Genomic DNA, 25,725 nt, shown 5'->3' on the forward strand with positions numbered 1-25,725 from the left:
TCAGCTGAGGACGGGGAAGGACGCGGGGGACGTCCGGGAGGTCACAAACGACAGGAGTTCGCCGGCGAGGACGTCGAGCCGGCGCTCCAGCAGGCGCAGCGGCGCTCCGGGGGCCAGGTCGGCGGCGGTGGTGGCGACATGGGTGGGCGCGGCCCATCCGCTGAGCGCCCGTACGACGGTGCGCAGCTGGTCGCAGGCGGTGCCGGCGCCGCGCGGTCCGCCGCCGGCGGCGATCAGGCCGACCGGGCGGCCGGCCAGCGCGTCGCCGGTGAGGTGGTCCAGCGCGTTCTTCAGCAGCGCGCTGTAGGAGCCGTGGTAGACGGGCGTGGCGAGGACGACGGCGCCGGCGGCGGCGACGCGGGCGCGCAGCAGCGCGGTCTGGCTGCCGGGCGGCGGGTGGTCGTAGTCCTCCAGCGCGTGCGCCTTGGGGAACTCCACGGCCAGATCGATCACTTCGAAACCGCCGCCGCCGTCGGCTTGGCCGAGGCGTTCACCGGCGCGCGCCAGGACCTGCCTGCTCACCGAGTTCTTGGCGGCGCTGCCGAGGATGCCGAGGATCATGACGTGGCCCGCCGGCCGGCCGGGCCGGTGACCACGCGTACACCGTGCTCGGCCAGCGCCAGCAGCCGGGTCAGTTCGGCGTGCGAGTCGTGGACGAAGACGTGGGTGCTGACGCCGGTGCCCGAGAACGACGAGGCGGGGACGGTGTCGCCGACGCGGGCGTGCACGGAGCGGGCGTGGGCGAGCGGCGCGACGGCCGAGTCGTCGTACTCCAGCAGCCGGCCGCCGCCGCAGTAGTGCACCGTCCAGCCGGCGTACGCGGCGACGGGCTCGCGCCGCCCGGCCAGGGGGTCCTCGCCGGCGTCCGCGAGGATCTTGGCGTGGCGCAGGTCGACGCCGTTGGTGGCCCGGAACGCCTCGGTGACGCCGGCGCCGCCGGGACGCGCGGCGACCTCGCAGAACGTCATCCTGCCGGGGGTCACGAACGCCTCCAGGTGCAGCACGCCGGTGCGTACCTGCCAGGCGTCCACGACCTGCGCCAGCAGCCGGCCGGCCGCCGCCCGGACCGCCGGGTCGGCCACGGTCGCCGACGACAGCGGCCGGCCCGCTCGCAGCGCCATGGTGTCGCGTTCGTAGAGGGAGACGTTCCACACCGGTTCGCCCGCGCGGACCACGGCGTCGATGTGGCACATCGGGGCGTCGACGAACTCCTCGCACAGATGCGTGCCGGGGGTGAACTCCTCGGCCAGCCAGCGCTGGAGGCGCGGCCACGAGGACAGCACCACCACGCCCTGGGAGCCGGAGGCGGCCCGCGGTTTGAGGACGACCTTGCCGTAGCGGTCGAACAGGCCGGTCACGTCCTGGGGACTGTGCGCGAGCAGCCCGTCGGCGCAGCGGATGCCGTGGCGGCGGGCGATGCGCTTCATGACGGCCTTGTCCACGAAGCGCTCCACCTCCTCAGGCCCCTCACCGGGGGTGCCCAGCAGCTGCCGCAGCCGGGCGGCGGGCTCCAGCAGCCGCTCCGACAGGGCGGCCACCCGGTGCACGGGGTGCGCCGCGTGCACGGCGAGGGCGAGCTGGTCGAGCGCGAAGCCGTCGCCCAGATCGGTGCGGACCACCACATCGGCCGGCCCGCCGGTGTCCGCGGAGCTCAGCACGCTCAGCCGGAAGCGGTCGGCGGCAAGGACCGGCGCGCCGTCCGGCAGGCTCCAGGTGCCGGCCCCCAGCCGGTCCAGCAGCAGGACATGGGTGCGGGACTGGGATGCGGAGCGCAGCACCAGCGAGCGCTCCACACGTCCGGCGGCCCGCTCGGCCTGTTCCCGGTCGGCGGCGGCGACGGTGTGCCGCAGCCATACGGCCGGTCCGGCGCCGTCGTGGACGTGGCCGGCCGCGGTGAACACCTGCGCCCTGAACAGGCCCGGCAGGCCGCCCAGTTCGGTGGTGGTGGGGGCGGCAGTCACCCGCGCCCGGCCGGTGGGTGCCGGCAGGGCGCGCTGCACGGCGACCCTCTCCCGCACCCGGCCGCGCGGGCTGCGGCCCAGCGCTGTTTCGGCGACGGCGCCCACCAGGCTGCGGGTGTGCACGGCGTCGTGGAGGTCGATGGTCGCCGCGTCCAGGCCGGGCAGCAGCACCGGGGCCGCGCCGGTGGGGGAGCCGGCGGGGAACAGACAGCGCACCACCCCGTCGAGGCGGGCCTCGCGCACCGCGTGCGCGGCCCGACCGGTGAGCGCGGCGAGCGGCTGCGCGTCCAGGCCCGAGGGGCACACGCGGGCATCGCCCCTCTCGTCGACGACCGTGAGGACGCGGACGTCACCGCCGTGTGCGGCCACCACGACGGTGTGCCCGCGCGGCGGGCAGCCGGCAGTGGCGGTGGACGGTGGCGGGCCTTGCCGCAACTGCTGTGCGGCGGGGGAGGGGGAGAAGCTCAGCAAGGAGCGCACCGGCCGGGCGGCGTGCACGAGCCGGGCCGCGGCCCGGATGCCGGAGCCGGTGGACGCGCTGTGCCACATTCCGCGGTAGTGCCGCCGCCACAGCGCCCGCGCCTCCCGCTCCCCCTCGACCCCGCCGGTCCACACCACGCTGACGCGCGCGGAGACCGCCCCCAGCGCCGCCAGGATCCGCTCGGCGGGATCCTCCCCGCCCAGCAGCACCAGCAGATGCTCGCCGCAGGGGGCGTCCTCGGGGGAGAGCCCCGCCGCCGCGCCGGGTCCGGCCGTCGTCACTTCGGCCACGGCCGCCACCGCCTCGGCCCCGGCCACTGAGGCCTCGGCCCCGGTCACTGAGGCCTCGGCTCCCGCCGCCTCGGCCCCGGCCGCCACCGCCCCGGCTTCCGCCGCCGTCCCGGCTTCGGCCCCCGCTTCGAGTTCCAGGGACCGCAGGATGCGCCCGGCGGCCTCGGCGGCCGACCGCGCGGCCTTTTCGCCGGTGCGGCCGCGGGCCAGTACGTAGCCGAAGCGGTCATGGTTGGTGCGCAGGCCCGGCACCCGGTCGCCGGGGCCGACACCGACGTAGGTCTCCAGGACCTCCGGGCTCAGCGCGTCCACCGGCTTCCCGCCCCGCACGACCGCGGCCACCGGGCTGTACAGCTGGTGCAGGGCGACGACCGTCTCGGGCGGCCCGGCCTCCTCCACCCGCTCCCCGACGGCCAGCGCCACCAGGTCGCGGGTGAGGGAACGCCCCAGCGCCAAAGACATCTGACGGGCCACCACATGCCCGGCGACCCGGGCGTTGATCTCGATCAGCTCCGGCCCGGTCGGCGTGAGCAGCAGTTCGGCGTGGACGGCGGACGAGCGGATGCCCAGCACGCGGACGACGTCCAGGACGAAGGCGCGGGCGCAGGCCTCCTGCTCGATGCGGGCGGGGAAGTGGCCGCCGAGCTCGGCGGCCTGGCCGGGCGGCGCGGGCAGCCGGGCGGCGAACCCGAGCAGCACGACACGCTCACCCTGCACCAGCAGCTCCGCGCTGACGTGCCGGCCCACCGCGTACTCCTCGACCAGCGCCCGCGGCGGCGCACCGTCACGGCCGTCGCACGCACCCAGGACCTGGGACAGGGCGCGGGCGGCGTCCGCCCGGCTCCAGGCGATGCTCACCCCCACCGACCAGCCGCCCGCGGTGGGCTTCACGACCACGGGCAGCCCGATCTCCTCCACCGCCGCCAGCCCCTCGGCCTCGGTGGCGGCCACCCGCCAGCGCAGCGAGCCGACACCGTGCTCGGCCAGGCGGGCGCGGACGGCGGCCTTGTCACCGAGGATCCGCGCCGCGGCCGGCGATTCATGGGGCACGCCCAGATCCCGGGCGAGTTCGGCGACGGCGAACGGATACACCTCGTCGCGGCAGATCACCCCGTCGGGCGGATTCACACCGAGCCGGCCGCGCAGCCGGCTCGCGAGATCGCCGGCGGCGAGCCGGGGAACCTCCAGGATGCGTGCGGCGCGCGAGGACAGCTCGAATCCCGGCTTTCCCCGATAGGCGTCCAGGTTCGCGGTGACAAAGCTCACCTCGATTCCCGAGTCCGCCATCTCCGCGACCATGTCGAATCCGCGGACGGACGTCGTCTCGACCAAAACTATGTGCACGCCGCTCAGCTCCCTGGCCTCATCCTGCGTTCCGCGTCAGCGTCCGCCCACCACGCCGGACGCCTCAAGGAGCGTGCCGGTAATGGGTCAAGTAGCCCGCCCCGCGCGCCGATTGCACGACCACGGGCCCTGTGGTCAACCCGGCGGCCCGAATACCGGAAGTTGCCAGATTGCGTGCCGGACGCTCGCCACACGCCGACCCTCCCGCCTAACTTCGGCGCTCGGTGAACCCGATAGCCCGGCGATTTCGAGAAGCCGGAAAAAAGAGAAAGACCGAGCGGCCCGAGAAACCTGAGCGACCCGAGAAAAAGGACGAGACGGCGTGCGAACCATTGACCTTCCGGCCTACGGACCAGGCCATTCCGCTCCCCTCACCCATGTGGGATTCAGGCCCGACGGACAGCGCCTGGCCACCAGTTCCTACGACGGCACCGTGATCGTCTGGGACACCGCAGACCCGTCTCGTCCCACCCCGCTGGCCCGGCTGCGCCACCGCCGCCTGGTCAACGCCTCCGCCTGGAACCCCGTCGACCCCGAGGTGCTGGCCACCGCGTCGGCCGACAAGACGGTGGCGATCTGGCGGATCGGCGAAGACGGCGGCACCCACCTCCACGCGGTGCTGGCCCGGCACACCGACGACATCAACTCGGTGGCCTGGCTGCCCGACGGCGAGCGGCTCATCTGCGTCTCCGAGGACGGCCGCGCCACCCTGTGGTCGGCTGCCGACGGCGTCTTCCTCGCCGAGGTCGCCTCCCACGAGGCGCACTGCATGATGGTGTCGGTCAGCGCCCAGGGCCTGGTGGCCACCGTCGGCGAGGACGGCCTGGTCGCCGTCCACGACCCCGACCAGCCGACCACAGCCCTCACCCGCCGCTACGACTCCTCCATCGAGGGCTGCGCCTGGTCCCACTCCGGCCGGATGCTGGCCGTCGCCCGTGACGACGGCGCCGTCGACCTGCTCACCGCCGGCCTGGAGGTGGTGCGCACGGTGGCGGTGTCCACCGCGGCGGCCCGCGCGGTCGCCTGGGCCGAGGACGACTCCTCCTTCGTCGTCGGCGCCTACGACGGCGCCCTGCACCACTTCGACATCGCCGGCACCCGCCTGCACCGGGTCGAGGACCGCCGGCTGTGGCCGCGCTCGGTGGACGTCGCCCACGACCTCGTCGCGGCCGGCAGCTTCTGGAACGGCCCACACCTGTACGACCTGGCGACCGGCCGCGAGATCACCGCCCCCGACCGGCCCACGCACGGCCCCAACGCGCTGGCCCAGCACGGCGAGGAACTCCTCGTCGCCACCGACTCGGGCCTCGTCCTGGCCCTGCGGCCGGGCGCGTCGGGCCGCGGCCCGGCCCGCGTCATCGAGGTCAGCGACGGGCCCGTGCTGTCCCTGGCCGGCGACGGCCACACCCTGTACGCCGGCACCTACTCCGGGCACGTCCTGCGCCACGACGGCACCACCCTCACCACCAGCGCCCGCCTCGGCTCCCCGCTGCCCTCCCTCACCCTCCACGACGGCCACCTCGTCGCCGGCACCTACAACGGCGAGTTCCTCCTGCTCGACCCCGACACCCTCGCCGTACGCGAACGGATCGAGGCCCACGACGGGTCGGTGAAGTCACTGACCGCCCTCGACGCCGGCGGCTTCCTGTCCGCGGCAACCGACCGCACCGTCCAGGCGGGCGGCCCGCGCGGACGCAGCACGCTGTGGGAACACGGCAACCTCGTCAACGCCGTCGCCGCCCTGGGCAGCGAGGCCGCCGCCAGCGCCTCCCGCGACCACACCGTCAAAGCCGGCCGGATCGTCCGCCTGCCCGACACCACCTGGCGCGCCGAGCGGGTGCAGACCCTGCTGGGCCCCGACGAGTCCGTGAAATGCGTGGCCCTGCTGGGCAGCGCGGAACATCCCGTCGTCCTGGCCGGCTCCTACGACTTCGGCCTGTACGCCTGGCAGGTCGACTGGGACGACTCGGCGGCCACCCTCGCCTCCGGCCACGTCCTGGCCGAATTCGCCCAGGGACTGTCCTGCATGCTCCGCCTCGCCGACGGCACGGTCGCCGTCGCCGGCTGGGACGGCCGCATCGACCTCGTCGGCCTCGACCTCGCCGGCCGGCCCGCCGTGCGCAGCTCGCTGCACCTGGCCGACCTGCTGACCGCTTCCCCGGCGACCACCATGCCCGCCGCACCCACGATGGAAAGCAGAGCAGCATGAACTCCCTCACCACACTGCCGCAGGCCGCCTCGATCCGCGCCCGCGTACCCATCACCCTCCAGCGCGCCGCCGGCCGCCCGGCCGAACTGGTCACCTTCCACAACCTGCCCGACGCCCTGGAGCACATCGCCTGCGTCCTGCCGCACACCCCGCACACCGTGCCCCTGGTGCGGCTGCACAGCGAATGCCTGACCGGCGACGTGCTCGGCTCCGCCCGCTGCGACTGCGGACCCCAGCTCGACGAAGCCCTGGCCGCTCTGGCCGACGAGGGCGGCGTCCTGCTCTACCTGCGCCAGGAGGGCCGCGGCATCGGCCTCTACAACAAGCTCGACACCTACGTCCTGCAGGACCAGGACATCGACACCTTCAGCGCCAACCGGATCATCGGCCGCGGCGAGGACGAGCGGGACTACCGGGCGGCCGCCGCCATGCTGCGCGCCCTGGGCCTGACCCGCATCCGGCTGCTGACCAACAACCCCGACAAGGTCGCCCAGCTGCGCCAGCTCGGCATCCGGGTCGAGGCCGTGCTGCCCACCGCCGTCCACCTCACCCCGCACAACTCCCGCTACCTGCTCGCCAAGGCCACCAGCGGCCACACGCTGGCCCTGCTGAAGGAGGCGAGCGCGTGAACCTCGACGACGTCGCCCGCAGCCCGCACTTCCAAGAACGTGCCGGCCTCGCCGACCCGGCCCGCGTCCACACCCTCCCGCAGCAACACCCCGTCTCCGTGGAGCGGTTGCGGCTGGCCGCCGCCGTCGAGGACGCCGCGCTGCCGCTGGCCGAACGGCTCGCCGCCGGCGCCATGCTGGCCCTGCTGGGCGATCCCCGCATCACCGCGCAGCCCGCCGTCTGCTGCGTCCCCGGCGGCGCCGTTTCCATCGGCCTGCCCGCCGAGGAGATCGCCCACGTCACCCGCGCCTGGGCCGGCCACGGCGTGGAGGAGTCCTGGATCGCCAAGGAATGCCCCGAACACACCGTGACCCTGGCCGACTACTGGATCGCCCGCTACCCGGTCACCAACGGCGAATGGCACACCTTCCTCACCGACACCGGCATCGAGGACCGCCCCTCCACCTGGTACCTCGGCGCCTACCCCTGGGACCGCTCCAACCATCCCGTCGCCGGCATCGAGGCCGCCCACGCCGACCACTACGCCCGCTGGCTCAGCGACCGCACCGGCCACCCCTGGCGGCTGCCGTCCGAAGCGGAATGGGAGTACGCCGCCAAGGGCCCCGAGGGCCGCCCCTACCCGTGGGCCGGCGCCTTCGACCCGGACGCCGCCAACACCCGCGAGTCGGGCGTGCACACCACCACACCCGTCGGCGCGTTCCCGGCCGGCCAGGCCCCCTTCGGCGCCCACGACATGGGCGGCAACGTGGAGGAGTTCACCGCCGACGACTACGCCCCCTACCCGGGCGGCGAGCACATCGCCGACCACCTCGTGGAGTCGATGGGCCGCTACCGGATCGCCCGCGGCGGCAGCTTCGCCCGCTTCGGCGACCTCACCCGCACCCGCCGCCGGCACGGCGCCTTCCCCGGCCCCCTCTACCCCGTCGGGTTCCGCCTGGCCACCAGCGAGCGCCCGTCATGACCGCACCCGCACCCACCACCCTCACCCCACCCGCACCCACCGCGCCCGCCGCGGTGCGGCGCACGCACATCACCCAGGTGCTGGCCGCCCGCCGGCCCAGCCGCGCCGACATCGAGGCACCCTTCGCCCCGCTGGAGCGGCGCGCCCACCGCCTGCTGCCCGGCCTCGCCGACATCCGCCCCGCCATCGGCGCCACCCCGCTGGTGCCCGTGCCCAGCCGGGCCGGGCGCGGCACGGTGTGGCTGAAGGCGGAGGCAGCCAACCTGACCGGCACCGTCAAGGCCCGCACCGCCTACGCCCTGCTGTGCGCGGCCCTCGCCCGCGCCGGCACCCGCGACGTGCGGCTGGTGGAGTACTCCGGCGGCTCCCTGGCCCTGGCCCTGGCCGACATGTGCTCCCACCTCGGCCTCGACCTGCACCTGGCCGTACCGCACGGCGCACCCGGCCACCTCGTAGAAACCCTGCACCGCTACGGCACGCCTGTCACCCACGGGCCCGAAGGCGGCGGATTCCTCGGCGCGATGGACGAAGCCGTCCGCATCGCCGCCCGCGAACAGCGCCACCTGCTCCTCCAGCACTGCGCCCCCGAGGCGGCCGCCGTACACCGCGAACACACCGGCCAGGAGATCACCACCCGCCTCGCCCAGCAGGGCGTACGGCCCGTCGCGTTCGCCGCGGCGGTCGGCTCCGCCGGCACCCTCGTCGGCACCGCCCAGGCCCTGCGCGCCCGCTGGCCCGGCTGCCGGCCGCTGGCCGTCTTCCCCGCCGAGGCGCCCTACGGCGACCACCGCGCCCCCACCGCCGCCCGCCGCATGAACGGCACCGGCGGCCTGGGCCACTGCCTCAAACAGCCCCTGCTGGCCCCCTACCAGGACGACTTCACCTTCACCACCATCAGCTATCCCCAGGCGCTGGAGGCGATGCGGCGACTGCGCCGCGGCCAGCAGATCGCCGTCTCCGCCAGCGCCGCGGGCGCCTGGCTGAGCGCCTCCCGCATCGTCGACGAAGGCCCGCGCGGCCGCCACGCCGTGGCCGTCGCCGCCGGCCGCGGAACAGCCGAGGAGTGGGCCCATGCCGCCGACCACTGACACCCCCACCGACCACGACCACCACCACAACCCTGAGAGTGGTTACGGCGACTACCGGCGCGTCGTCGCCGACTCCTTCGGCCACTGGTACGGCCAGGGCCGCGACTCGTGGACCGGCGCCGACACCAACGCCCAGGTGACCGCCTTCGCCCGCGCCCAGGCACCCCCCGCACCGGGCCCGGCCCGCCGGCGCGTTCTGGACGTGGGCTGCGGCCGCGGCCACCAGACCGCCCAGCTCGCCGAACACCTCGACGCCGACAGCACCGGCCTGGACCTGCTCAACGTGTGGGACGCCCCGCCACCCGCCCGCGGCCAGGCCCGCTTCGTGCAGGGCGACTTCCTGGACTTCACCACCGCCGGCCTGGACCTGTTGGTCGACAACGGCTGCCTGCACCACCAGCGCCGCAGCGACTGGCCCGCCTGGGCCGCCCACGGCGCCCGCCTGCTGCGCCCCGGCGGCGTAGCGGTCGTCAGCGTCTTCCTCAGCCCGCACGGCGAGATCACCGAACTGCCCCTGGACGACGGCCGCCTGAACTGGTGGCTGACCGAGCAGGCCGTCACCGCCCTGTACACCGACGCCGGGCTCACCCCCGCCGGCCGCCTGGTGATCGACCGGAACTTCCACTACCAGGGCCACCGGCTCGAATACCTGGTGCTGTCCTTCCGCAAGACCGGGCAGTGAACACGATCCACCGATGAACCCGTCCCCCTGTGAAAGGGACCGACCATGCTCAAGGAAATCGACCTGGAACGGCCCGGCGGCCGCGAGCACCTGCGCGGCGCGCTGCGCGACGGGTTCTTCCTCGTCCGCAACACCGTTCCCGAAAGCCTCCTGGACGAGGCGTACGCCTTCCTGCACGCCTTCTTCGCGCTGGACGCCGACGCCAAGCACACCTGCCGCACGCCCGGCAGCAACGGCCAGTCCGGCTACACACCCGCCCTGGTGGAACACGCCGAGAAAGGCACGGTGGCGGACTGGAAGGAGCTCTTCCACTGGGGTGCCCCGCTGCCCGCCCGCCACCCGCTGCGGCTGCGCTACCCGGCCCGCTACCCCGACCCCTACTTCCCCGACCACCTGGTGCCCGGCATCGGCTCCGCACTGCGCGAACTGCACACCCGCATGGCGCGCTTCCAGCACGACGTGGTCCGCGCCCTGGCCGGCGCGCTGGGCGCCCACCCCGACTACTTCACCGACATGCTGGAGGACGGGCCCGTCGTCAACCGGGCCACCTGGTACCCGCCGATGGACCAGGCCCCCTCCACCCGGCACGTGTGGGCGGTGGAACACCAGGACTTCGATCTCATCACCGCGCTGCCCCGGGCGACCGCGGCCGGCCTGGAAGTCCTCCTCGACGGGCAGTGGCTGGCCGTCGACGCGCCGCCCGGCTACGCCGTCGTCAACGTCGGCATGGTCCTCGACCGGCTCACCAACGGCCTGGCCCGCGCCGCCGTCCACCGCGTCGTGGCCCGCCCCGGCGCCCGGGAAGGGCGCCTGTCCATCGTGCAGTTCTGCCACCCCGCGCCCTGGACCACCCTGTCCCCGCTGCGCATCCCGGACGCCGACAACGGCCCGCAGCGCTTCGCCACCCTCACCGCGGACGAACTCTTCCAGCGCACCATGTACCGCATCAGGCGCCTGGACACCCCGCCCGCCCCCACCCCCATGCCCGCCCGATGACCGGCCCCGGCCCCACACCCCGCGAAAACCCCACCCCCGGACCCCGCGAAGGACGTGCCCCCGCATCCCGTGAGAGCCGTACCCCCGCCTCCGGTGAGGGCCGTGCCCCCGGGCCGCGTGAGAGCCGTATCCCCGCACCCGGCGTGGGCCGTGCCTCCGCGTCCCGTGAGAGCCGTACCCCCGCACCCGGCGTGGGCCGTGCCCCCGGGCCGCGCCAAAGCCGTATCCCCGCCTCCCGCGAAGGGCGTATCCCCGCACCCGGCGTGGGGCGTGCCCCCGGCCCCCGCACGGGCCGTGCCCCCGCATCCCGCAAGGGTCGTGGCGTCCCGCTGATGCGGCTGATCGCCGAGGACCTCAAGGCGGTCCTGGACCGCGACCCGTCCTGCTCCGGCCGGGCGGAGGCGCTGCTGCACGCCGGCTGGCAGGGCCTGGCCCTGCACCGGCTCGCCCACCGTCTGCACACGCGGGGCCGCCGGCTGGCCGCCGCCGCCCTGACCCGGCTGGCGCGGCTCTTGACCGGCATGGAGATCCACGCCGGCGCCCGCATCGGCCGGCGCGCCTTCATCGACCACGGGTTCGGCGTCGTCATCGGTGAGACCGCGGTCGTCGGCGACGACGTGACCCTGTACCACGGTGTCACCCTCGGCTCCCGCGGCTGGCTGCGCGACAGTGCCGGCGAAAGCCGCCGCCACCCCGTCCTGGGCGACCGCGTCCTGATCGGTACCGGCGCCTCCGTCCTGGGCCCGGTCACCGTGGGCGACGGCTGCCGTATCGCCGCCCACAGCCTGGTCCTGCACGACCTGCCGCCGACCCCGCAGGCCACCCGCCGGCCCACCCCCGACAACCCCGCCCGGCCGCCCGCCGAGGCCCGCCCCGCCCGGCCGCCCGCCGACCCGCCGCGACTGCGGCGAAGGTGACGAACTCCGCCCCGATTCCGCTCCGTTGCCGCCGTCCTCACGGATGCTGCACCTGACCCGCACACCCCGTCCCGGCCCGCCGGGACAGCCACGTCCTACTCACGGACAAGACGGAGAGTGATCCACGTGCTCAGCAGACGCTCCCTCATACGGGCCTCGGCCGGCGCCACCGCCGCGGCCGCCCTGACCGCCACCACCGGCGGCCTCGTGCTCGCCGCCGGCACCGCGGTGCCCTGGAACACCCTGCGCAGCACGCTCACCGGCCGCCTCGTCCTGCCCGCCGACACCGGCTACGACACCGCCCGGCAACTCCAGCTCGCCCAGTACGACGCCATCCACCCCCAGGCCGTCGCCTACTGCGCCACCGAGACGGACGTCGCCGCCTGCGTGCGCTTCGCCCGGGACAACGCCCTGGCCACCGCCGTCCGCAGCGGCGGCCACAGCGCCGCCGGCTACTCCACCAGCCCCGGCCTGGTCATCGACGTCTCCCGCCTGGCCGCCGTCCGTCTCGACGGCGCCACCGTCCACCTCGGCCCCGGCAGCCAGGGCGTCGACGTCGTCAACACCCTGTCCGCCTACGGCGTCCAGGTCGCCGGCGGCACCTGCCCCACCGTCGCCATGGGCGGCTGGCTCCAGGGCGGCGGCCTGGGCTACACCTCCCGCAAGTACGGCATGGGCGCCGACCGCCTGGTCTCCGCCCGCGTCGTCCTGGCCGACGGCCGCACCGTCCGCGCCTCGGCCGGAGACAACCCCGACCTGTTCTGGGCGCTGCGCGGTGGCGGCGGCGGCAACTTCGGCATCGTCACCGACTACGAGGTCAAGCCCGTGCAGATCCCGGTGCTGACCCTCTTCAACCTCAACTTCCGCTACGCCGACGCCCTCCAGACGATCCTCGCCTGGCAGGACTGGATGGCTTCGGCGCCGCGTGAACTCGCCTGCGAGCTGATGTTCCTGTACTCCACCGACGCCCCCGCCGGCACGGAGCCCACCGTCGTCCTCACCGGCGCCTACCACGGCGCCAAGGCCGACTGCGACCGTCTCCTGGACCGCCTCACCACCGCCGTCGGCCACCCCGGCACCAGCCGCAGCAGCAGCGAACTCCCGTACGCGCAGGCGATGATGCAGGTCTACGGCTGCGGCGACAAAACCGTCACCGAATGCCACCGCATCGGCTTCACCCCCGAGGCCCAGCTGCCCCGCGACGCCCACACCACCCAGCGCAACCTGTACTTCGCCAGGCCCTGGACCACCGCCGCCGCCCAGGCCGCCCTGGACGCCTTCACCGCCGACGCCGCACCCGGCCAGTTCCGCTTCCTGGGCCTGTTCCCCTACGGCGGCCGCATCAACGACATCCCCGCCGCCGCCACCGCGTTCGTCCACCGCGGCGCCCTCTTCAACGCCGGCTACGCCGTCACCCTGCCCAGTGCCGACCCCGACCCGCAGGACCGCGACCGCGCCCGGGCCTGGGTCGACAGCGCCCACACCACCATGGACGCCCACTCCAACCACGAGGCGTACCAGAACTACATGGACCCGGCCCTCACCACCTGGCGCCAGGCCTACTACGGCCAGAACTACGCCCGCCTGCAGAGCGTCAAGCGGGCCTACGACCCCGACCGCTTCTTCCGCTTCGCGCAGGCCATCGACTGACCCCGCCGCCCCGCCCCGCCCCGGCCGTCGACTGACCCCGCCGCCCCGCCTCGCCCCGGCCATCGACTGACCCCGCCGCCCCGGCCCTGTCTCCGACCGAAGGACCCACCAGTGACCCGCACCGACGACCCTCTACGTGACGTCATCATCATCGGCTCCGGCCCCGCCGGCTACACCGCGGCCCTCTACACCGCCCGCGCCCAGCTGAACCCGCTCGTCTTCGCCGGTTCCCTCCTGGTCGGCGGCGCCCTGACCACCACCACCGACGTGGAGAACTTCCCCGGCTTCCCCGAGGGGATCCAGGGCCCCGACCTGATGGACCACATGCGGGCGCAGGCCGAACGCTTCGGTGCCGAGATCGTCGACGACGACATCACCGCGGTCGACCTCACCGGTGACACCAAGACCGTCACCGACTCCACCGGCACCCGCCACCGCGCCCGCACCGTGATCGTCGCCACCGGCTCCCAGCACCGCAAGCTGAACCTGCCCCGCGAGGACGAACTCTCCGGCCGGGGTGTCTCCTCCTGCGCCACCTGCGACGGCTTCTTCTTCAAGGACCGCGACATCGCGGTCGTGGGCGGCGGCGACACCGCGATGGAGGAGGCCACCTTCCTCACCCGCTTCGCCCGCTCGGTGACCATCGTCCACCGCCGCGACACCCTGCGCGCCTCGAAGATCATGCAGGAGCGCGCCGTCACCAACCCGAAGATCACCTTCGTGTTCGACAGCGAAGTCACCGCCCTCCACGGCGAGGACCGGCTGTCCTCGCTGACCCTGCGCGACACCCGCACCGGCGAACACCGCCCGCTCGCGGTCACGGGCCTGTTCGTCGCCATCGGCCACGATCCCCGCACCGACCTCTTCAAAGGCCAACTCGCCCTCGACGACGCCGGCTACCTCCGGGTGGACGCCCCCTCCACCCGCACCAGCCTGTCGGGCGTCTTCGCCGCCGGCGACGCGGTCGACCACACCTACCGCCAGGCCGTCACGGCCGCCGGCACCGGCTGCGCCGCCGCCCTGGACGCCGAACGCCACCTGGCCACCACCCGCACCGCCTGACAGCGGCGGCGACCTACGTGCCGGGCGGCGGGCGGTCCACCCGCCGACGGTGCGCGCTCACGGCGCCGGCGCCGGGGCCCGTCCACGGCAGCGAGGGTGGCCGTCCACGGCGCCGGTCCACGGCGCCGGGGTGGGCCGTTCACGGCACCGGGGTGGACCCCACGGCGCCGGCGGCGGGGCCGTCCACGGCACCGGGGCGGGCCGTTCACGGCACCGAGGGGAGTGCGGCCCGTTCCACGGGGACGCCGAGCCGGCCGGCGACGGCGGTGAGGACTGTTCCCAGGGGGAGCGCGACACGGGTGAGGGCGTGCGGGTCGCCGCGGGTGGGGTCCCGGTTGACGATGACGACGGGTTTGCCGGCCTGGGCGGCCTGGCGGACGAAACGCAGCCCGGACATCACCGTCAGCGAGGAGCCCAGGACCAGCAGCGAGGCGGCCTCGCCGACCAGGTCGCGGCAGTGCGCGACCCGCTGCGGGGGAACCGTCTCGCCGAAGAACACGACGTCGGGCTTGAGGACGCCGCCGCAGACCGTGCAGGCCACCACCGAGAAGTCGCCGACCTGGTCGTCGGTGAGGTCGGCGTCACCGTCGGGGTTGATGCCCGCGGCCACCGGCGCGAAGCCCGCGTTGGCCTCCTCCAGCCGCCCGGCCAGCTCACGGCGCGCACTGCGCTCCCCGCAGGACAGGCACACGACCCGGGCCAGGCTGCCGTGCAGTTCGACGACGCCCTCACCGCCGGCGGCCTGGTGCAGGCCGTCGACGTTCTGGGTGATCACCCCGGCGAGCAGTCCGCGCCGCCCGAACGCGGCCACGGCCCGGTGCCCGGCGTTGGGGCGGGCCCGCCCGAAGGTGCGCCAGCCCAGATGGCTGCGCGCCCAGTAGCGGCGCCGGGCGGCGGCACTGCCGGTGAACTCCTGGTAGGTCATCGGGGTGTGCCGGCTCAGGCTGCCGCCCTCGCCCCGGTAGTCGGGGATGCCCGACTCCGTGGAGATCCCCGCCCCGCTGAGCACCAGCACACCACCTGAGCCCAGCATGTCGGCGACCGGTGCGAGATCGGTGGTGCCCGGCAACAGCTCCCCAACAGGGGTCCAGCTCAGAGTGGGACGCATGCGCATGCCGCCAGGGTACGGAAAACACGCCGGCATCCCGGTTCGGCCGGCTCCCGGCACACCTCCCCGGGCGGCGTCCGGGGCGAGGCAGAGTTCAGCGACATCGCGGTGGGAGCCACACCCTGGTGGAACTCGCCACCGCCATCAACGCCAGAGCTCACCGACGCGAGATCCGTGGTGCCCGGCAACAGCCCCCGCAGAAGTCCAGCTCAGAGTGGGACGCAGGCGCATGCCGCCAGAGTACGGAACAGTCGGCAACCCCCGCTTCGGGCCGGGGCCGGCCGGCTCCCGGCCACCACGCCCCGCCCGCCCTGCGACACCGCCCCGCGGCGACGGTGCCGGCGAGAAAACGGCTACAGCAGGCCCCCGGGCACATCCGCCGGTTCCGGGTGCAGCGCCCCGTCCTTGCGCAGCAGCGCACTCACCGCGTCGCCCGACGCGCGGTCCAGGCCGGCGTCGGCCGGCAGCGCCCCGAGCGCCGTCGCCACGTCACGCCCGTACAGGTCCACCGCCCCCTCCACCAGATCCGCCAGCGCCTGCGCCGCGTCCCGCGCGCGCACCCACGCCGCGACGAGCGTGACGGCGGCGATGACCGCGGCGGGCCACCACCACAACGCCACCAGGAGGTACATCACCCCCCAGCCCGTCAGCCGGGCGTTCGCCCGGTACGCCGCGTACGCGCCCGTCAGTTCGGCACGCGCCGGGTCCGGCAGCACCAGCCACAGCCTCGGCCACAGGGCCTCCAGATCGACCCGGTACGCGTGGTGCACCCGCAGGTCCACCGCCCGCAGCCGGTCCCCGATCCATGTCGGCCGGTCGGCCGGCACCGGACAGATCCGCCGGCACCGCTCCAGCGCCGCTCGCAGCGCCGCCCGCGCCCGCGGGTCCGCCCCGTGCGGCGGTACGGCGCTCAGCGCCACCGCCCGGCGCGCCGCGACGACCTCCGCGTACGCCCGCCGCCACCGCTTACGGCGCCGCTCGGCCAGCCACCGCCCCGGGCCGCGCCGCCCCTCCGCCGCCCACAGCAGCACCATGCCCTCGCCGAGCGCGGCCGCGGTCAGACCCGCGCCCGCAGCGGCCGCCAGCGCGCCGGCCGCCACGAGCACGACGATCCCGGCCTGACCGGCGCCCCGCGCCGCCGCAAGGCCGTCGATCCAGGAGCTCAGCCCGCGCAGGTCAAGCGCCCGCCCCTGGCCGAGCACCGACGCGACCGTCACCACCGCCACGTACAGCGCGCCCGGCAGCAGGAGCAGCGTCACCCAGCGCTCGGCCAGCTTCCGGCCCAGTTCCCCGAGGAAGGCGTTCACAGCTCGATCTCCACCCTGACCAGCGGCGTCCCCAGCGCCTCACACACCGGCCCGGCGTCCTTGTCCGGGGCCCCGGTGCCGAGCTGGATGAACCGCGAGCAGCGGTGCGCCGCCGGACATACCCAGCCCCGCAGCACCGGATGCCCGACGGTCCCTGACAGCGGCTGGTAGGCCCGGGTCCCGGTGGTCAGGCCGTCGATGCCGTGCCGGGCGAATCCCTCGTCCAGCGCGTCGAGATCGCCGCGCACCCGCTCCGGATCGGTCCCGGCGCGCAACGCGCCCAGCACCCGCTCCAACTGCGCGGCCACCCCGTACTCCCCGGCCCGGCGGGCGAGTTCACCCCCACCGAGCAGACGGCACAACCGCTCGAGCCGGTCCGCCACGTCCTGCATGCGCCCTCCCGTCCAAGGTCGTCATGGCAGAGAATGGCAGACAGTGGCCGGTAGCGGGACGGGAGCGCCAAGTGGCTGTCGAGCTGAGTCTTTACGCCGAACTGCGCGCCCGCGTCAGCCGGTTCGAGGACACCGGGGACCTCGCGCCGCTGCTTGCCCCCACGACCGCACACCTGCTGCTGCTCACCGACCAGGCGCTGCACGACCATCCGCCGCCCGAGGCCGACATGGCACAGACCGTCGCCGTCGCGAGCTGGCAGCTCCACCTGGCCGCCCCGCCGCTGCCCGTCAGCGCACGCACCCTGCGCAACCGGGCCCTGGAGCTGTGCGCCTGGCTCCAGGCACTCGCGCCCGCACTCCTGCCGCCCGACATCCAAGCCGCCGTACGGCGACTGCCCCGGCTGCCGAGGAGCCTCGCCAGGATCACCCGCGAGCCCGGCCTGCGGCTGGAGGCGCTGTACGACCACGCCGCGGTGGCCGTCGAGCGCTACCGCGCGATCCGCGACCCGGCGACCCTGCGCACCGCCATCATCCTGCTTCGCGAACTGGTCGGCGCCACCCCGGGGTTGTTCGCGATCCTGCCCGAGGACCAGCGCTCCCGCAGCGTCCGCGCCCGGACCGCACTGGGCGTCGCCCTCCAACACGAACTGGCCCGCACCGGCGACCTCCACGTCCTGCAGGCGGCACGCGGTGTCAGCGAGGAGGCCGCCCGGCTGTGCGCCGAGCACGATCCGCAGCGGCCGCTGGTCATGTTCAACCACGGCTCGCTGCTCCTGGACGCGTTCCGCCGCACCGGCGACGAGGCGGCCCTGAAGGAGAGCCTGGAGACCAGCATCGTCGCGCTGAACCTCACACCCGCGCACGACCCCCTGCGCGCCGTGCGCCTGTGCCACGTCCAGAACCTGTACTCGGCGCTGTACGAGCGCTCCGCGGACCCGGCCGTCCTGCGCTCCGCCGTCGACTTCGGCGCGCAGGCCGCCCGCACCGTGCCCGACGCGGAGCCGCAGCGGGCCGCGATCCTCAACAACTACGGCAAGGACCTGCGCGAGCTCTACAAGGAAACCCGCGACCTGCGGCTGCTGCGCCGCTCCGCCGACGCGCTGCGGGCCTCGGTGGCGGGCTCCGCCGCCAACGACCCGAACCGGATCTCCCGCAGGCTGCTGCTCACCCGCTGCCTGCTCGACCTCGCCGGGCAGGATCAGGCGGGCAAGGACCCGGCGCTGGTCGCGGAGATCCTGGCCGTCGCCGAAGCAACAGTCCACCTCGCGCCGCCCGGCCACAACGCCTACCGCGACGCCGCCGAGCTGCTGCGCAAGGCCGAGCAGCTGGCCCACACGGCCGGGCAGGACCCCGCCGACCCCGCCGACCCCGTCGAGGAGGCGCGGCAGCGCGTACGGGCCGAGCCACCCGGGCCCCGCTCGCGCCGCGCCCGGCGGGCGCTCGCCGGATTCCTGATGAGGCGCTACGACGAGAGCGGCGACCTCTCCGCACTCGCCGAGGGCATCGAGCTGATGCGGGAACTCGACGGCGGCCCCGACGGCCCGGACCCCGACCTCACCGCCGGCGAACAGCTCACCTGGCTCACCGAGTTGAGCCAGGGGCTTTTCGAGCTGTACCAGCGCCGCCGCGACCTCGACGCGCTCAGGGACGCCGAGACCTACGCCCGCCGGGTGGTGGCCTCCTCGCCCCCCTCCGGCGTGGGGCGCGCCGTGGCGCTGGCCCACCTCGGCGAGGTGCTGGTACGCGGCGCGAACCGGCTGAGCGACGAGGACGCCTACGTCGAGCGGATGTCGGAGGGCGTCAGCTGCTGCCTGCAGGCCCAGCGGACCTGCCCCGACGACCATCCGCTCAAGCCGTCCGTCACCGCCCAGGCAGGCCGCGCCGTCCTGGACCTGTGCGCCGGGCCCGAGCCCCATCCGGCCCTGCTCTCCCTCGCCCTGGCCCTGCTGCGCGAGGCCGTCGCCGCGATCCCGCTCGACGCAACGAACGGCCCCATGGTGCGGCTGGCCCTCGCCGAATGTCTGCAGGCCCACCACCAGGCCGCGGCGGTGCTGGAGACGCCGGAGCCCGACGCCCTCGCGCAGGCCGCCGCGCTGGCCCGCGAGGCGGCCGCCGCCGTGCCCGAACAGCACCCGGACCGCGCCGAGTTCCTGCTGGCGCTCGCCGTGGCCCGCGCCACCGACCACCGCGAGGCACACGCGGCAGGCGACACGGAGCGCGCCACACAGGCCGCCGCGGAGGCCGAGGAAGCCTTCCGGCAGGCAGCCGCGATCACCACGGCCCGGCCCGCCGCACGGCTCGCCGCCGCGGCCCGCGCCGGCAACTGGGCCATGGACCGCGGCGACGCCGAGGCCGCACTCGACGCCTACGGGACGGCCGTCGAACTGCTGCCGCTCATCGCCCCGCACGAACTCACCCGCCGAGACCGGCAGTTCACGCTCCTGGACAGCGCCGGACTGGCCTCCTCCACGGCGGCCGCCGCCGTCGCGGCCGGCCACCCCGCACGGGCCGTGGAACTCCTTGAACGCGCCCGGGGCGTCCTCGCCGCCGATGCCCTGGGCACCCCCGACGCCACGCTTGCGGACCTGCGCCGCGAACAGCCCGAACTCGCCGCCCAATTAGAGGAGATGCGCTCGGGCGTGCCGGCCGCGTTGGACGGCACGGCCGAAGAGCGGCTGCGCCACGGCGTCCGCTGGACGCAACTGCTCAACCGCATCCGCGCGCTGGGCCACACCGACGTCCTGGACGGGCCGACGATCCACGAGCTGCGGGACGCGACAGGGCAGGGCCCGGTCGTCCTGGTCTACAGCAGCCCCTGGCGCTGCGACGCCCTCATCCTCGACCCTGCCGCACCGCCCACGGCACCGGTCGCCGTCGTCCCGCTGCCCGGTCTGACCGCCGAGGACGCGGCCGCCCGCGCACAACGACTGAAGGACGCGCTCGCCGCCCTCCACGAGCCCGGCGACGACCCGTTCGCCGCCTTCGACGCCCAGGAACACGCCCAGAGCGAGCTGCACGACGTGCTCGCCTGGCTCTGGGACACCGTCGCCGCCCCCGTACTCGACCGGCTCGGCGTCGACGGCTCGGCCAGCCACCCCACGCCCCGCCTGTGGTGGTGCCCGGTCGGCTTCCTCGCCTCGCTGCCCCTGCACGCCGCCGGCCGGCACCGCGAACCTCCGCCCGCAGGCCGGCGCCGCGCCACCCTCCTGGACCGAACGGTCTCCTCCACCACCTCCACCCTGCGCGTCCTGGCACAGGCCCACACCCGCCCGCCCGCACCCCCGACCGCAGGCACGCTGGTCGTCGCCCTGCCGCAGACCCCGGACGCGGAACCCCTCGGCCACGCCGAGAAGGAGGCGGCTCGCGTCGCCGAACTGCTGCGGCCCGCCGGACCCGTCACCGTGCTCACCGGCCCGGCCGCCACCTCGCAATCCGTGCTCGACGCCCTGCCCCGGCATGGCAGTGCGCACTTCGTCTGCCACGGTCTGAGCGACCCGCTCGACCCGTCAAACAGTCGCCTCCTCCTGGCCGACCACCGCGAACGTCCGCTGACCGTCGCCGCGCTCGCGAACCTCCGCCTGCGCGAGGCCGAGCTGGCCTACCTGTCCGCGTGCAGCACCGGCGTCACGCCCCACCGGCTCGCCGATGAGTTCGTGCACATCACCGCCGCCTTCCAGCTCTGCGGCTACCGCCAGGTGGTCGGCACCCTCTGGCCGGTCACCGACGCGGCGGCCCAGGCGGTGGCCGAGGCCTTCCACGCCCGCCGCGCCGTCGGCCTGCCCGGCGCCCAAGCCCTGACCGACGCCCTCCTGGACCTCCGCGACCGCTACCCCGCCACCCCCACCCGCTGGGCCGCGCACGTCCACACGGGAGCCTGAACTTGTCGATCAAGGTCTGGCCGCGCCGAACCCGCGGAAGCCGACACGGCCGGGTCGAGCCGACCACACTCGCCGGACAGGTCCCGTGCCGCGCTCCGGCACGCAGCCCGCTTCACCGGCGGTGAGCCGATCACCCGGCGACCACGGGAGACCTTCACCCTCCACGCGGCGGATCCGGCCGGCCAGGCGGTTCGCGGATCTGCCCGGCCGTCATCCGCGCGGCGCCCGAGAGCGTCCCTCTCAGCGCTGCCACCTCTCCGTCTGACCCGCCGATCGGACGGGCCCTGGTCCGTTTCCAAGAGCCCGGCCCGCAGGCCGCGAGAATGCGTGGACAGCGGACCGTGAAGAACCCTGCCCATGATTGCGGCCCGCCCGCCCGCCCGGCCCGGCCGCGTCGGGGCTGAAGACCGGGGGAGGCGAGCACCGGCTGCGGCGGTGTCCAGGTCACGCTCGATGCCTTCACGGTGGCCGTCCGCCCGCTGGACCTCACACCCATACACATCTGACTGATCAATGCCAGACTTCACATATCGGGAGGTGGTGAGTGGGAGGCAAGGGTGGATGTGGAGGGTGTCGCGGATGAGCTGTACGGTCTGCCGCCGGGCGAGTTCACCGCCGTCCGGGACGAGCGGGCCAAGGCCGCGCGGGCTGCCGGCGACCGGGAGCTGGCCGAGCAGATCCGCGCTCTGCGCCGTCCGACCCTGGCGGCATGGGCGAGCAACCTGCTGGTGCGCGAGCAGCCCGACGAAGTGCGGCGTCTCCTGCGGTGGGGTGAGGCACTACGCCAGGCCCACCAGGACCTGGACGCTGAGCAGCTGCGGGAGCTGTCCGCGCAGCAGCACCAGGTCACCTTCGCGCTGGCCCGGCAGGCCGGCCGGCTGACGGCGCAGGCCGGGCAGGCGATCAGCGACGATGCCCGCCAGGAGGTCCAGGACACCCTGCACGCGGCCCTGGCCGACCCCCAGGCAGCCCAGTCCTGGGCGACCGGACGCCTGACGAAACCGCTGACGCCCGCCGGCTTCCCCACCCTCACCCGCCCGCCGGCGCCGGCCCCCGCATCCTGCCGCGCCTCCCGGCCTGCCGGTGAGGCGACCAAGCAGGATGCCGCGCAGGCCCGGAGCAGGGAGCAGCGCGAGCGGGTGGAGCGGGCCCGGCAGCAGGCCGCGGAAGCCGAGCGGGAGCTGCACGACCGCGAGCGCGAGCTGGCCGCAGCCCAGGAGCAGCAACACCGCGCGGAGGAGAAGCAGCGGCAGGCGAAGCAGCGCGTCAGCGATCTGTCCCGGCAGCTTCATGATGCCGAACGCGAGCATCAGCGGACCCAGGACGCCGCCCGGAAAGCCCACGACCGCACCCGCACCATGGACCGGGCCGTGCGGGAGGCCCGGCGCCGGACCGAGGACGCCACCGCCCCCGCCCACAAGCTCGCCGACCAGCACACCTGATGGGGAAGGCAAGGGATGAGGGATGGCGAGAGCGATCACTCATCGCCCTGCAACGGCTGACGTCGCATGACAGACCGAGACGATCAGCTCTCGAAGCTTCTCGATGTACAAGCGCACGTTCTTGCAGGCGATGTCCGTGTCCGGGTAGCGGCAAGCGAGCCACAGTCCCTCGTGAAGCCGGTTGACCCAGGCGCACACCTGATCGCCGTACGACACACGGAGCAGCCCGTACGCCTTTTGTTCGGTCCAGCATGCCGAACCAGGAATGAGGCGGGCATCCACATACGAGATGATCGAGTACAGGTCGGGTGACGTAGGACGGAAGTCCTCACCCAGCAGGCGCAGCACTCGGGCCAGAGGAATGCGCGCCAACGACCGGTTGGCGTGCAGCTGGGACCGGACCGAGGCGAGCGCAGCATCGAAGTCCCGTGCCGCAGGCACTTCGATCGGCGCGCCACCGACATACCAGCCCACGGAGTCCGACCAGGCGGACTTCAGCCGGGTGTGGAACGGCACGACCGTGCGGTAGACCGGCTGCCCACCGAGTTCGTGGACGATCAGACTGGTCGCTGCCAGGACGCCCACCAGACTCCCGCCGTAGGGCCGGCAATACGTCTCGAACGCTGCGGCCGCGCCGGCGTCGACGAGCGGCTCGCGCATCAGCTTCTGGACGGGCAGAGTGTCACCGGGCTGCAGGCCCAGATCGACACCGAACTCCGGAAGCCTGCCGTCGCACCGGCCGATGAACTCCCGCCAGCGCGTGACGATCGCGTGTGTGTCGTCGATGGCGTTCGCGTTCGCCCGCTCCTGCTCGCAGAAGTCCACGTAACTCGCGACCGGTGCAGCGACGAGAGGCCGCCCCGCGACGTGCGCCCTGTACAGCTCCTGCACTTCGTTCGGGATGCGTTGCAGCGAGTAGGCGTCGACATTGGTGTGGTCAAAGGCCAGGTACACGCTGGTGGAGTCCTCGCGGACGACCGCCGCGTAGAGGAGATTGGGCCAGCCGAGAGCATCTGCCGCCTCGTCGAAACGGTCCTGCAAATGCCGGACGAGCAGGTCCGCGTCGGCGAAGTCGCCCACCACCTCGCGGTGGAGCGTGACATCGTCCTCGTCGAGAGTGAACCGGTGCATCTCGTCGTCCACCCACCTGAACCCGCTGCGCAGCGTCTCGTGGCGCAGTGTCCAGCCGCGCAGAGCCTGTTCCAGCACCTCGAGGTCCACCTGGCCCGGCAGGTCGAAAGCCGTACCGAGCCAGGTCGGCACGAACAAGCCCCCCTCGCGCACCGACCGCGCCGTTCTGATGTGTGACTCCTGGATGTACGCCGGAGGCCGTGGATCCGTCGGCAGCACCGTCGCGGCCGCAACGGTCTCAGGGCTGAACCTCCACTCCACAAGCCGTCCGGGCCGGACCTCGCAGCGCTGAATGTCAGAAATTCGCACAGTGGCGTCTCCCTCGTCGGAACACAGGCTTGATCAACGTGGAGTCGTGTGCGAGCGCCGTGTGCCATGTCGCCCGCGAATCAGCAGAACGTGTGGTACGTCGAACGGTGAAGCGACCCATCCATCGCTTCCATTTCGCTGGTGTGATGTCGTCACGTCGAGGCCGGTCACGACCACGGGGAACGCGCCTCACCTTGGCGTCAGAGCCGTACGGTTCCAGACCGGCTCGATGGCCGAGGCGGACCGCCTCACGGCCTCCGTCCCCCGGAGGAGACGTGGCGTCGACGGTGGCCGGGGCAGGGGCAGACCACCGCGGGGGAGCGAAGGCGGGCGTGACGGAAACCGGGTCGGATCGTTGGACTGGCAGCACGGCACGCCGTGTCCGCGCTCGGACGGCTGTTGACCATTTCTTCCTTCGGTGGCCGGCAGCCGTCGGGCATCGGCCATTCCTGCCGTGACAGGGGACGGGCCTGTCGGCCCGGGGCCGGCCACCCTTCAAACAGGCCGACTTGGGGCTTGTTCCCCCACCACCAGTGGGAGAACAAGCCCCCGGTGCTGCTGGACGCAGAAGCTGAATCCGGGCGCAGAGCGCAACGTGAGGAACTGCAGTCATCCGCCGGTCGCACACCTGGTCAGACGTTGCCGTTCGCAGAGCCGCAAGGACGCCGTGCTGGAAGGACCTGTCCCAGGGCTCCGGCGTCCCACCGCGGTCTGTATCGATCGGTGTCGGTGAGGCCAGCAGCCCCGGACGAACGCCCTGACGGTCTTCGATCTTGAGCGGTGCGCCTGCTCAGGGCCTCTGACGTCGCGTTACGCTCAGCGACGGCGGTTGGCGGCTGCTGCAAGGGCCGCAGGCGCGCCGGGAGTCCAGGGCAGCACACGGCCACGGTCCCTCTCCGTGACTACGGGTGCGGCTTCTCGCCCTTCGCCAGCATCGCTACGTACTTTTCGATCCGGCGCGCCCGGGTCTCGGCCTTCTTGGCGTCTTGGATCCGGTACAGGATCGCGTAGCGGTTCTGCCGGTCCAGTGTCTCGAAGAACTCCGCCGCGGCCGGGTCGGCGGTCAGGGCCGCCGTGAGATCGTCCGGCACCGAGGCGGTCTTCGCGCCGTCGTAGGCCGCTTCCCAGCGGCCGTCCGCCCTGGCGCGGTCGACCTCGGCCTGTCCCGGCGGACGCATCCGGCCCTGCTCGATCAGGGCGGCCACCTTGTCCCGGTTGGCCTTGGACCACTTGCTGCGCGGCTTGCGCGGGGTGAACCGCTGGAGCCACCACTGGTCGTCGAACTTTGCCTTCTGGCCGTCGATCCAGCCGTAGCAGAGTGCCACGTCGAGCGCCTGGGTGTAGTCCAGCGCGGCGATTCCGGGGCCCTTCCTGCGAAGCTTGAGCCAGATGCCGGGCGAGACGGCGTGGTTCTCGCCGAGCCATGCCTGGAATGCCTCGGCGGATTCGAATGCGACGATCTCCAAGTCCTGAGTCACCTCAGCAGCGAACCACACTCGGCCGATTGTCGTGAGGCATTCGGCACGGCCCCGGATGCGCGATGCCCGTGGGCCTGCAACACCCCGTATGACTCGGCGGTCTCGTCGCAGCGGAGCGCTACGCCGCACCATGGCCTCACGCGGCTGACGCACCGCTCCCCACAACCCCGACGGCGCGACGAGCGATCACAGTACGACCGAGACGATCCACGGCCGCGATTCCCTCTTCACCGTAGCCACCACGCCAAGAGCGATGAGCAACCAGGTCGACAGTCACATGATCGACGGCATCTGCGGGGCCCCTTAGCCCAGCACGGCGACTTGGACGGCGGCACACCATAACCCTGCTGCCTTTCCGGCGTTTGCAGATGTGCGGGTGAGTACCCGCGGTGATGTGAGGAAGGTAAGG

The 25,725-nt window shown here is 73.9% G+C and carries 18 protein-coding genes; 11 read left to right on the top strand and 7 right to left on the bottom strand.

Annotated features, from left to right (window positions below; translation table 11 throughout):
• Window positions 1–561: an NADPH-dependent FMN reductase gene (locus tag AC07AZ_RS28965; RefSeq protein ID WP_478852837.1), complete on the bottom strand. Its 561-nt coding sequence runs from the start codon at window positions 559–561 to the stop codon at window positions 1–3.
• Complete coding sequence (locus tag AC07AZ_RS28970; RefSeq protein WP_478852839.1) at window positions 558–4,076, bottom strand: ATP-grasp domain-containing protein; 3,519 nt, start codon at window positions 4,074–4,076, stop codon at window positions 558–560. Before AC07AZ_RS28970 ends, AC07AZ_RS28965 begins: the two co-directional genes overlap by 4 nt.
• A 379-nt stretch (window positions 4,077–4,455) precedes the next feature.
• Between AC07AZ_RS28970 and AC07AZ_RS28975 the strand changes: the two genes are divergently transcribed.
• The 9 genes from AC07AZ_RS28975 (at window position 4,456) to trxB (ending at window position 14,271) form a co-directional block, all read left to right on the top strand.
• On the top strand, window positions 4,456–6,285 hold the full coding sequence (locus AC07AZ_RS28975) for a WD40 repeat domain-containing protein (protein ID WP_478852841.1): 1,830 nt from the start codon (window positions 4,456–4,458) through the stop codon (window positions 6,283–6,285).
• Window positions 6,282–6,914 (top strand): GTP cyclohydrolase II RibA, encoded by a 633-nt coding sequence (gene ribA / locus AC07AZ_RS28980; RefSeq protein WP_478852843.1) that lies wholly within the window; start codon window positions 6,282–6,284, stop codon window positions 6,912–6,914. Before AC07AZ_RS28975 ends, ribA begins: the two co-directional genes overlap by 4 nt.
• Complete coding sequence (locus AC07AZ_RS28985) at window positions 6,911–7,876, top strand: formylglycine-generating enzyme family protein (protein ID WP_478852845.1); 966 nt, start codon at window positions 6,911–6,913, stop codon at window positions 7,874–7,876. Before ribA ends, AC07AZ_RS28985 begins: the two co-directional genes overlap by 4 nt.
• Window positions 7,873–8,964, top strand: a complete 1,092-nt coding sequence (locus AC07AZ_RS28990) for a pyridoxal-phosphate dependent enzyme (protein WP_478852847.1) — start codon at window positions 7,873–7,875, stop codon at window positions 8,962–8,964. The genes AC07AZ_RS28985 and AC07AZ_RS28990 overlap by 4 nt, the downstream gene beginning before the upstream one ends.
• Window positions 8,948–9,646 (top strand): class I SAM-dependent methyltransferase, encoded by a 699-nt coding sequence (locus AC07AZ_RS28995; RefSeq protein ID WP_478852849.1) that lies wholly within the window; start codon window positions 8,948–8,950, stop codon window positions 9,644–9,646. The genes AC07AZ_RS28990 and AC07AZ_RS28995 overlap by 17 nt, the downstream gene beginning before the upstream one ends.
• 45 nt (window positions 9,647–9,691) lie before the next feature.
• Window positions 9,692–10,642: an isopenicillin N synthase family dioxygenase gene (locus tag AC07AZ_RS29000; protein ID WP_478852851.1), complete on the top strand. Its 951-nt coding sequence runs from the start codon at window positions 9,692–9,694 to the stop codon at window positions 10,640–10,642.
• Window positions 10,643–10,974: 332 nt separating this feature from the next.
• Window positions 10,975–11,559, top strand: a complete 585-nt coding sequence (gene epsC, locus AC07AZ_RS29005; RefSeq protein ID WP_478852853.1) for a serine O-acetyltransferase EpsC — start codon at window positions 10,975–10,977, stop codon at window positions 11,557–11,559.
• A 126-nt stretch (window positions 11,560–11,685) separates the two neighbouring features.
• The gene (locus AC07AZ_RS29010; protein ID WP_478852855.1) at window positions 11,686–13,209 is read left to right on the top strand and encodes an FAD-binding oxidoreductase; all 1,524 of its coding nucleotides are present in this window, start codon (window positions 11,686–11,688) and stop codon (window positions 13,207–13,209) included.
• Window positions 13,210–13,320: 111 nt separating this feature from the next.
• A complete protein-coding gene (gene trxB / locus AC07AZ_RS29015; protein ID WP_478852857.1) occupies window positions 13,321–14,271 on the top strand; it encodes a thioredoxin-disulfide reductase in 951 nt (316 codons plus the stop codon).
• A gap of 205 nt (window positions 14,272–14,476) precedes the next feature.
• Here the strand turns inward: trxB and AC07AZ_RS29020 are convergent, their stop codons facing one another.
• The 3 genes from AC07AZ_RS29020 to AC07AZ_RS29030 all read right to left on the bottom strand — a co-directional run bounded on the left by AC07AZ_RS29020 (window position 14,477) and on the right by AC07AZ_RS29030 (window position 17,078).
• Window positions 14,477–15,385: an NAD-dependent protein deacetylase gene (locus AC07AZ_RS29020; protein ID WP_478852859.1), complete on the bottom strand. Its 909-nt coding sequence runs from the start codon at window positions 15,383–15,385 to the stop codon at window positions 14,477–14,479.
• Between the two features lie 347 nt (window positions 15,386–15,732).
• Complete coding sequence (locus AC07AZ_RS29025) at window positions 15,733–16,686, bottom strand: hypothetical protein (RefSeq protein ID WP_478852861.1); 954 nt, start codon at window positions 16,684–16,686, stop codon at window positions 15,733–15,735.
• Window positions 16,683–17,078, bottom strand: a complete 396-nt coding sequence (locus AC07AZ_RS29030) for a hypothetical protein (RefSeq protein WP_478852863.1) — start codon at window positions 17,076–17,078, stop codon at window positions 16,683–16,685. Before AC07AZ_RS29030 ends, AC07AZ_RS29025 begins: the two co-directional genes overlap by 4 nt.
• 71 nt (window positions 17,079–17,149) lie before the next feature.
• Here AC07AZ_RS29030 and AC07AZ_RS29035 point away from each other — a divergent pair, with 71 nt between their 5' ends.
• Entirely contained in the window at window positions 17,150–20,956 is a 3,807-nt protein-coding gene (locus AC07AZ_RS29035; RefSeq protein ID WP_478852865.1) for a CHAT domain-containing protein, read from the top strand.
• Between the two features lie 557 nt (window positions 20,957–21,513).
• Window positions 21,514–22,398 (top strand): hypothetical protein, encoded by an 885-nt coding sequence (locus tag AC07AZ_RS29040; protein ID WP_478852867.1) that lies wholly within the window; start codon window positions 21,514–21,516, stop codon window positions 22,396–22,398.
• 39 nt (window positions 22,399–22,437) lie between these two features.
• On the opposite strand, the gene AC07AZ_RS29045 is transcribed toward AC07AZ_RS29040, so the two are convergent.
• Both AC07AZ_RS29045 and AC07AZ_RS29050 read right to left on the bottom strand, forming a co-directional pair.
• A complete protein-coding gene (locus AC07AZ_RS29045; RefSeq protein ID WP_478852869.1) occupies window positions 22,438–23,838 on the bottom strand; it encodes a condensation domain-containing protein in 1,401 nt (466 codons plus the stop codon).
• 902 nt (window positions 23,839–24,740) lie between these two features.
• Entirely contained in the window at window positions 24,741–25,334 is a 594-nt protein-coding gene (locus tag AC07AZ_RS29050) for a YdeI/OmpD-associated family protein (protein ID WP_478852871.1), read from the bottom strand.
• Window positions 25,335–25,725 lie beyond the last annotated feature (391 nt).

Source organism: Streptomyces sp. NPDC043878, from assembly GCF_056435735.1.

Bases quoted from the DNA above. Each gene is read 5' to 3' on its own strand.
- AC07AZ_RS29000 (WP_478852851.1), top strand. From the start codon at position 9,692: ATGCTCAAGGAAATCGACCTGGAACGGCCCGGCGGCCGCGAGCACCTG.
- ribA (WP_478852843.1), top strand. From the start codon at position 6,282: ATGAACTCCCTCACCACACTGCCGCAGGCCGCCTCGATCCGCGCCCGC.
- epsC (WP_478852853.1), top strand. From the start codon at position 10,975: ATGCGGCTGATCGCCGAGGACCTCAAGGCGGTCCTGGACCGCGACCCG.
- AC07AZ_RS29030 (WP_478852863.1), bottom strand. From the start codon at position 17,078: ATGCAGGACGTGGCGGACCGGCTCGAGCGGTTGTGCCGTCTGCTCGGT.
- AC07AZ_RS28965 (WP_478852837.1), bottom strand. From the start codon at position 561: ATGATCCTCGGCATCCTCGGCAGCGCCGCCAAGAACTCGGTGAGCAGG.
- AC07AZ_RS29020 (WP_478852859.1), bottom strand. From the start codon at position 15,385: ATGCGCATGCGTCCCACTCTGAGCTGGACCCCTGTTGGGGAGCTGTTG.
- AC07AZ_RS28990 (WP_478852847.1), top strand. From the start codon at position 7,873: ATGACCGCACCCGCACCCACCACCCTCACCCCACCCGCACCCACCGCG.
- AC07AZ_RS28995 (WP_478852849.1), top strand. From the start codon at position 8,948: ATGCCGCCGACCACTGACACCCCCACCGACCACGACCACCACCACAAC.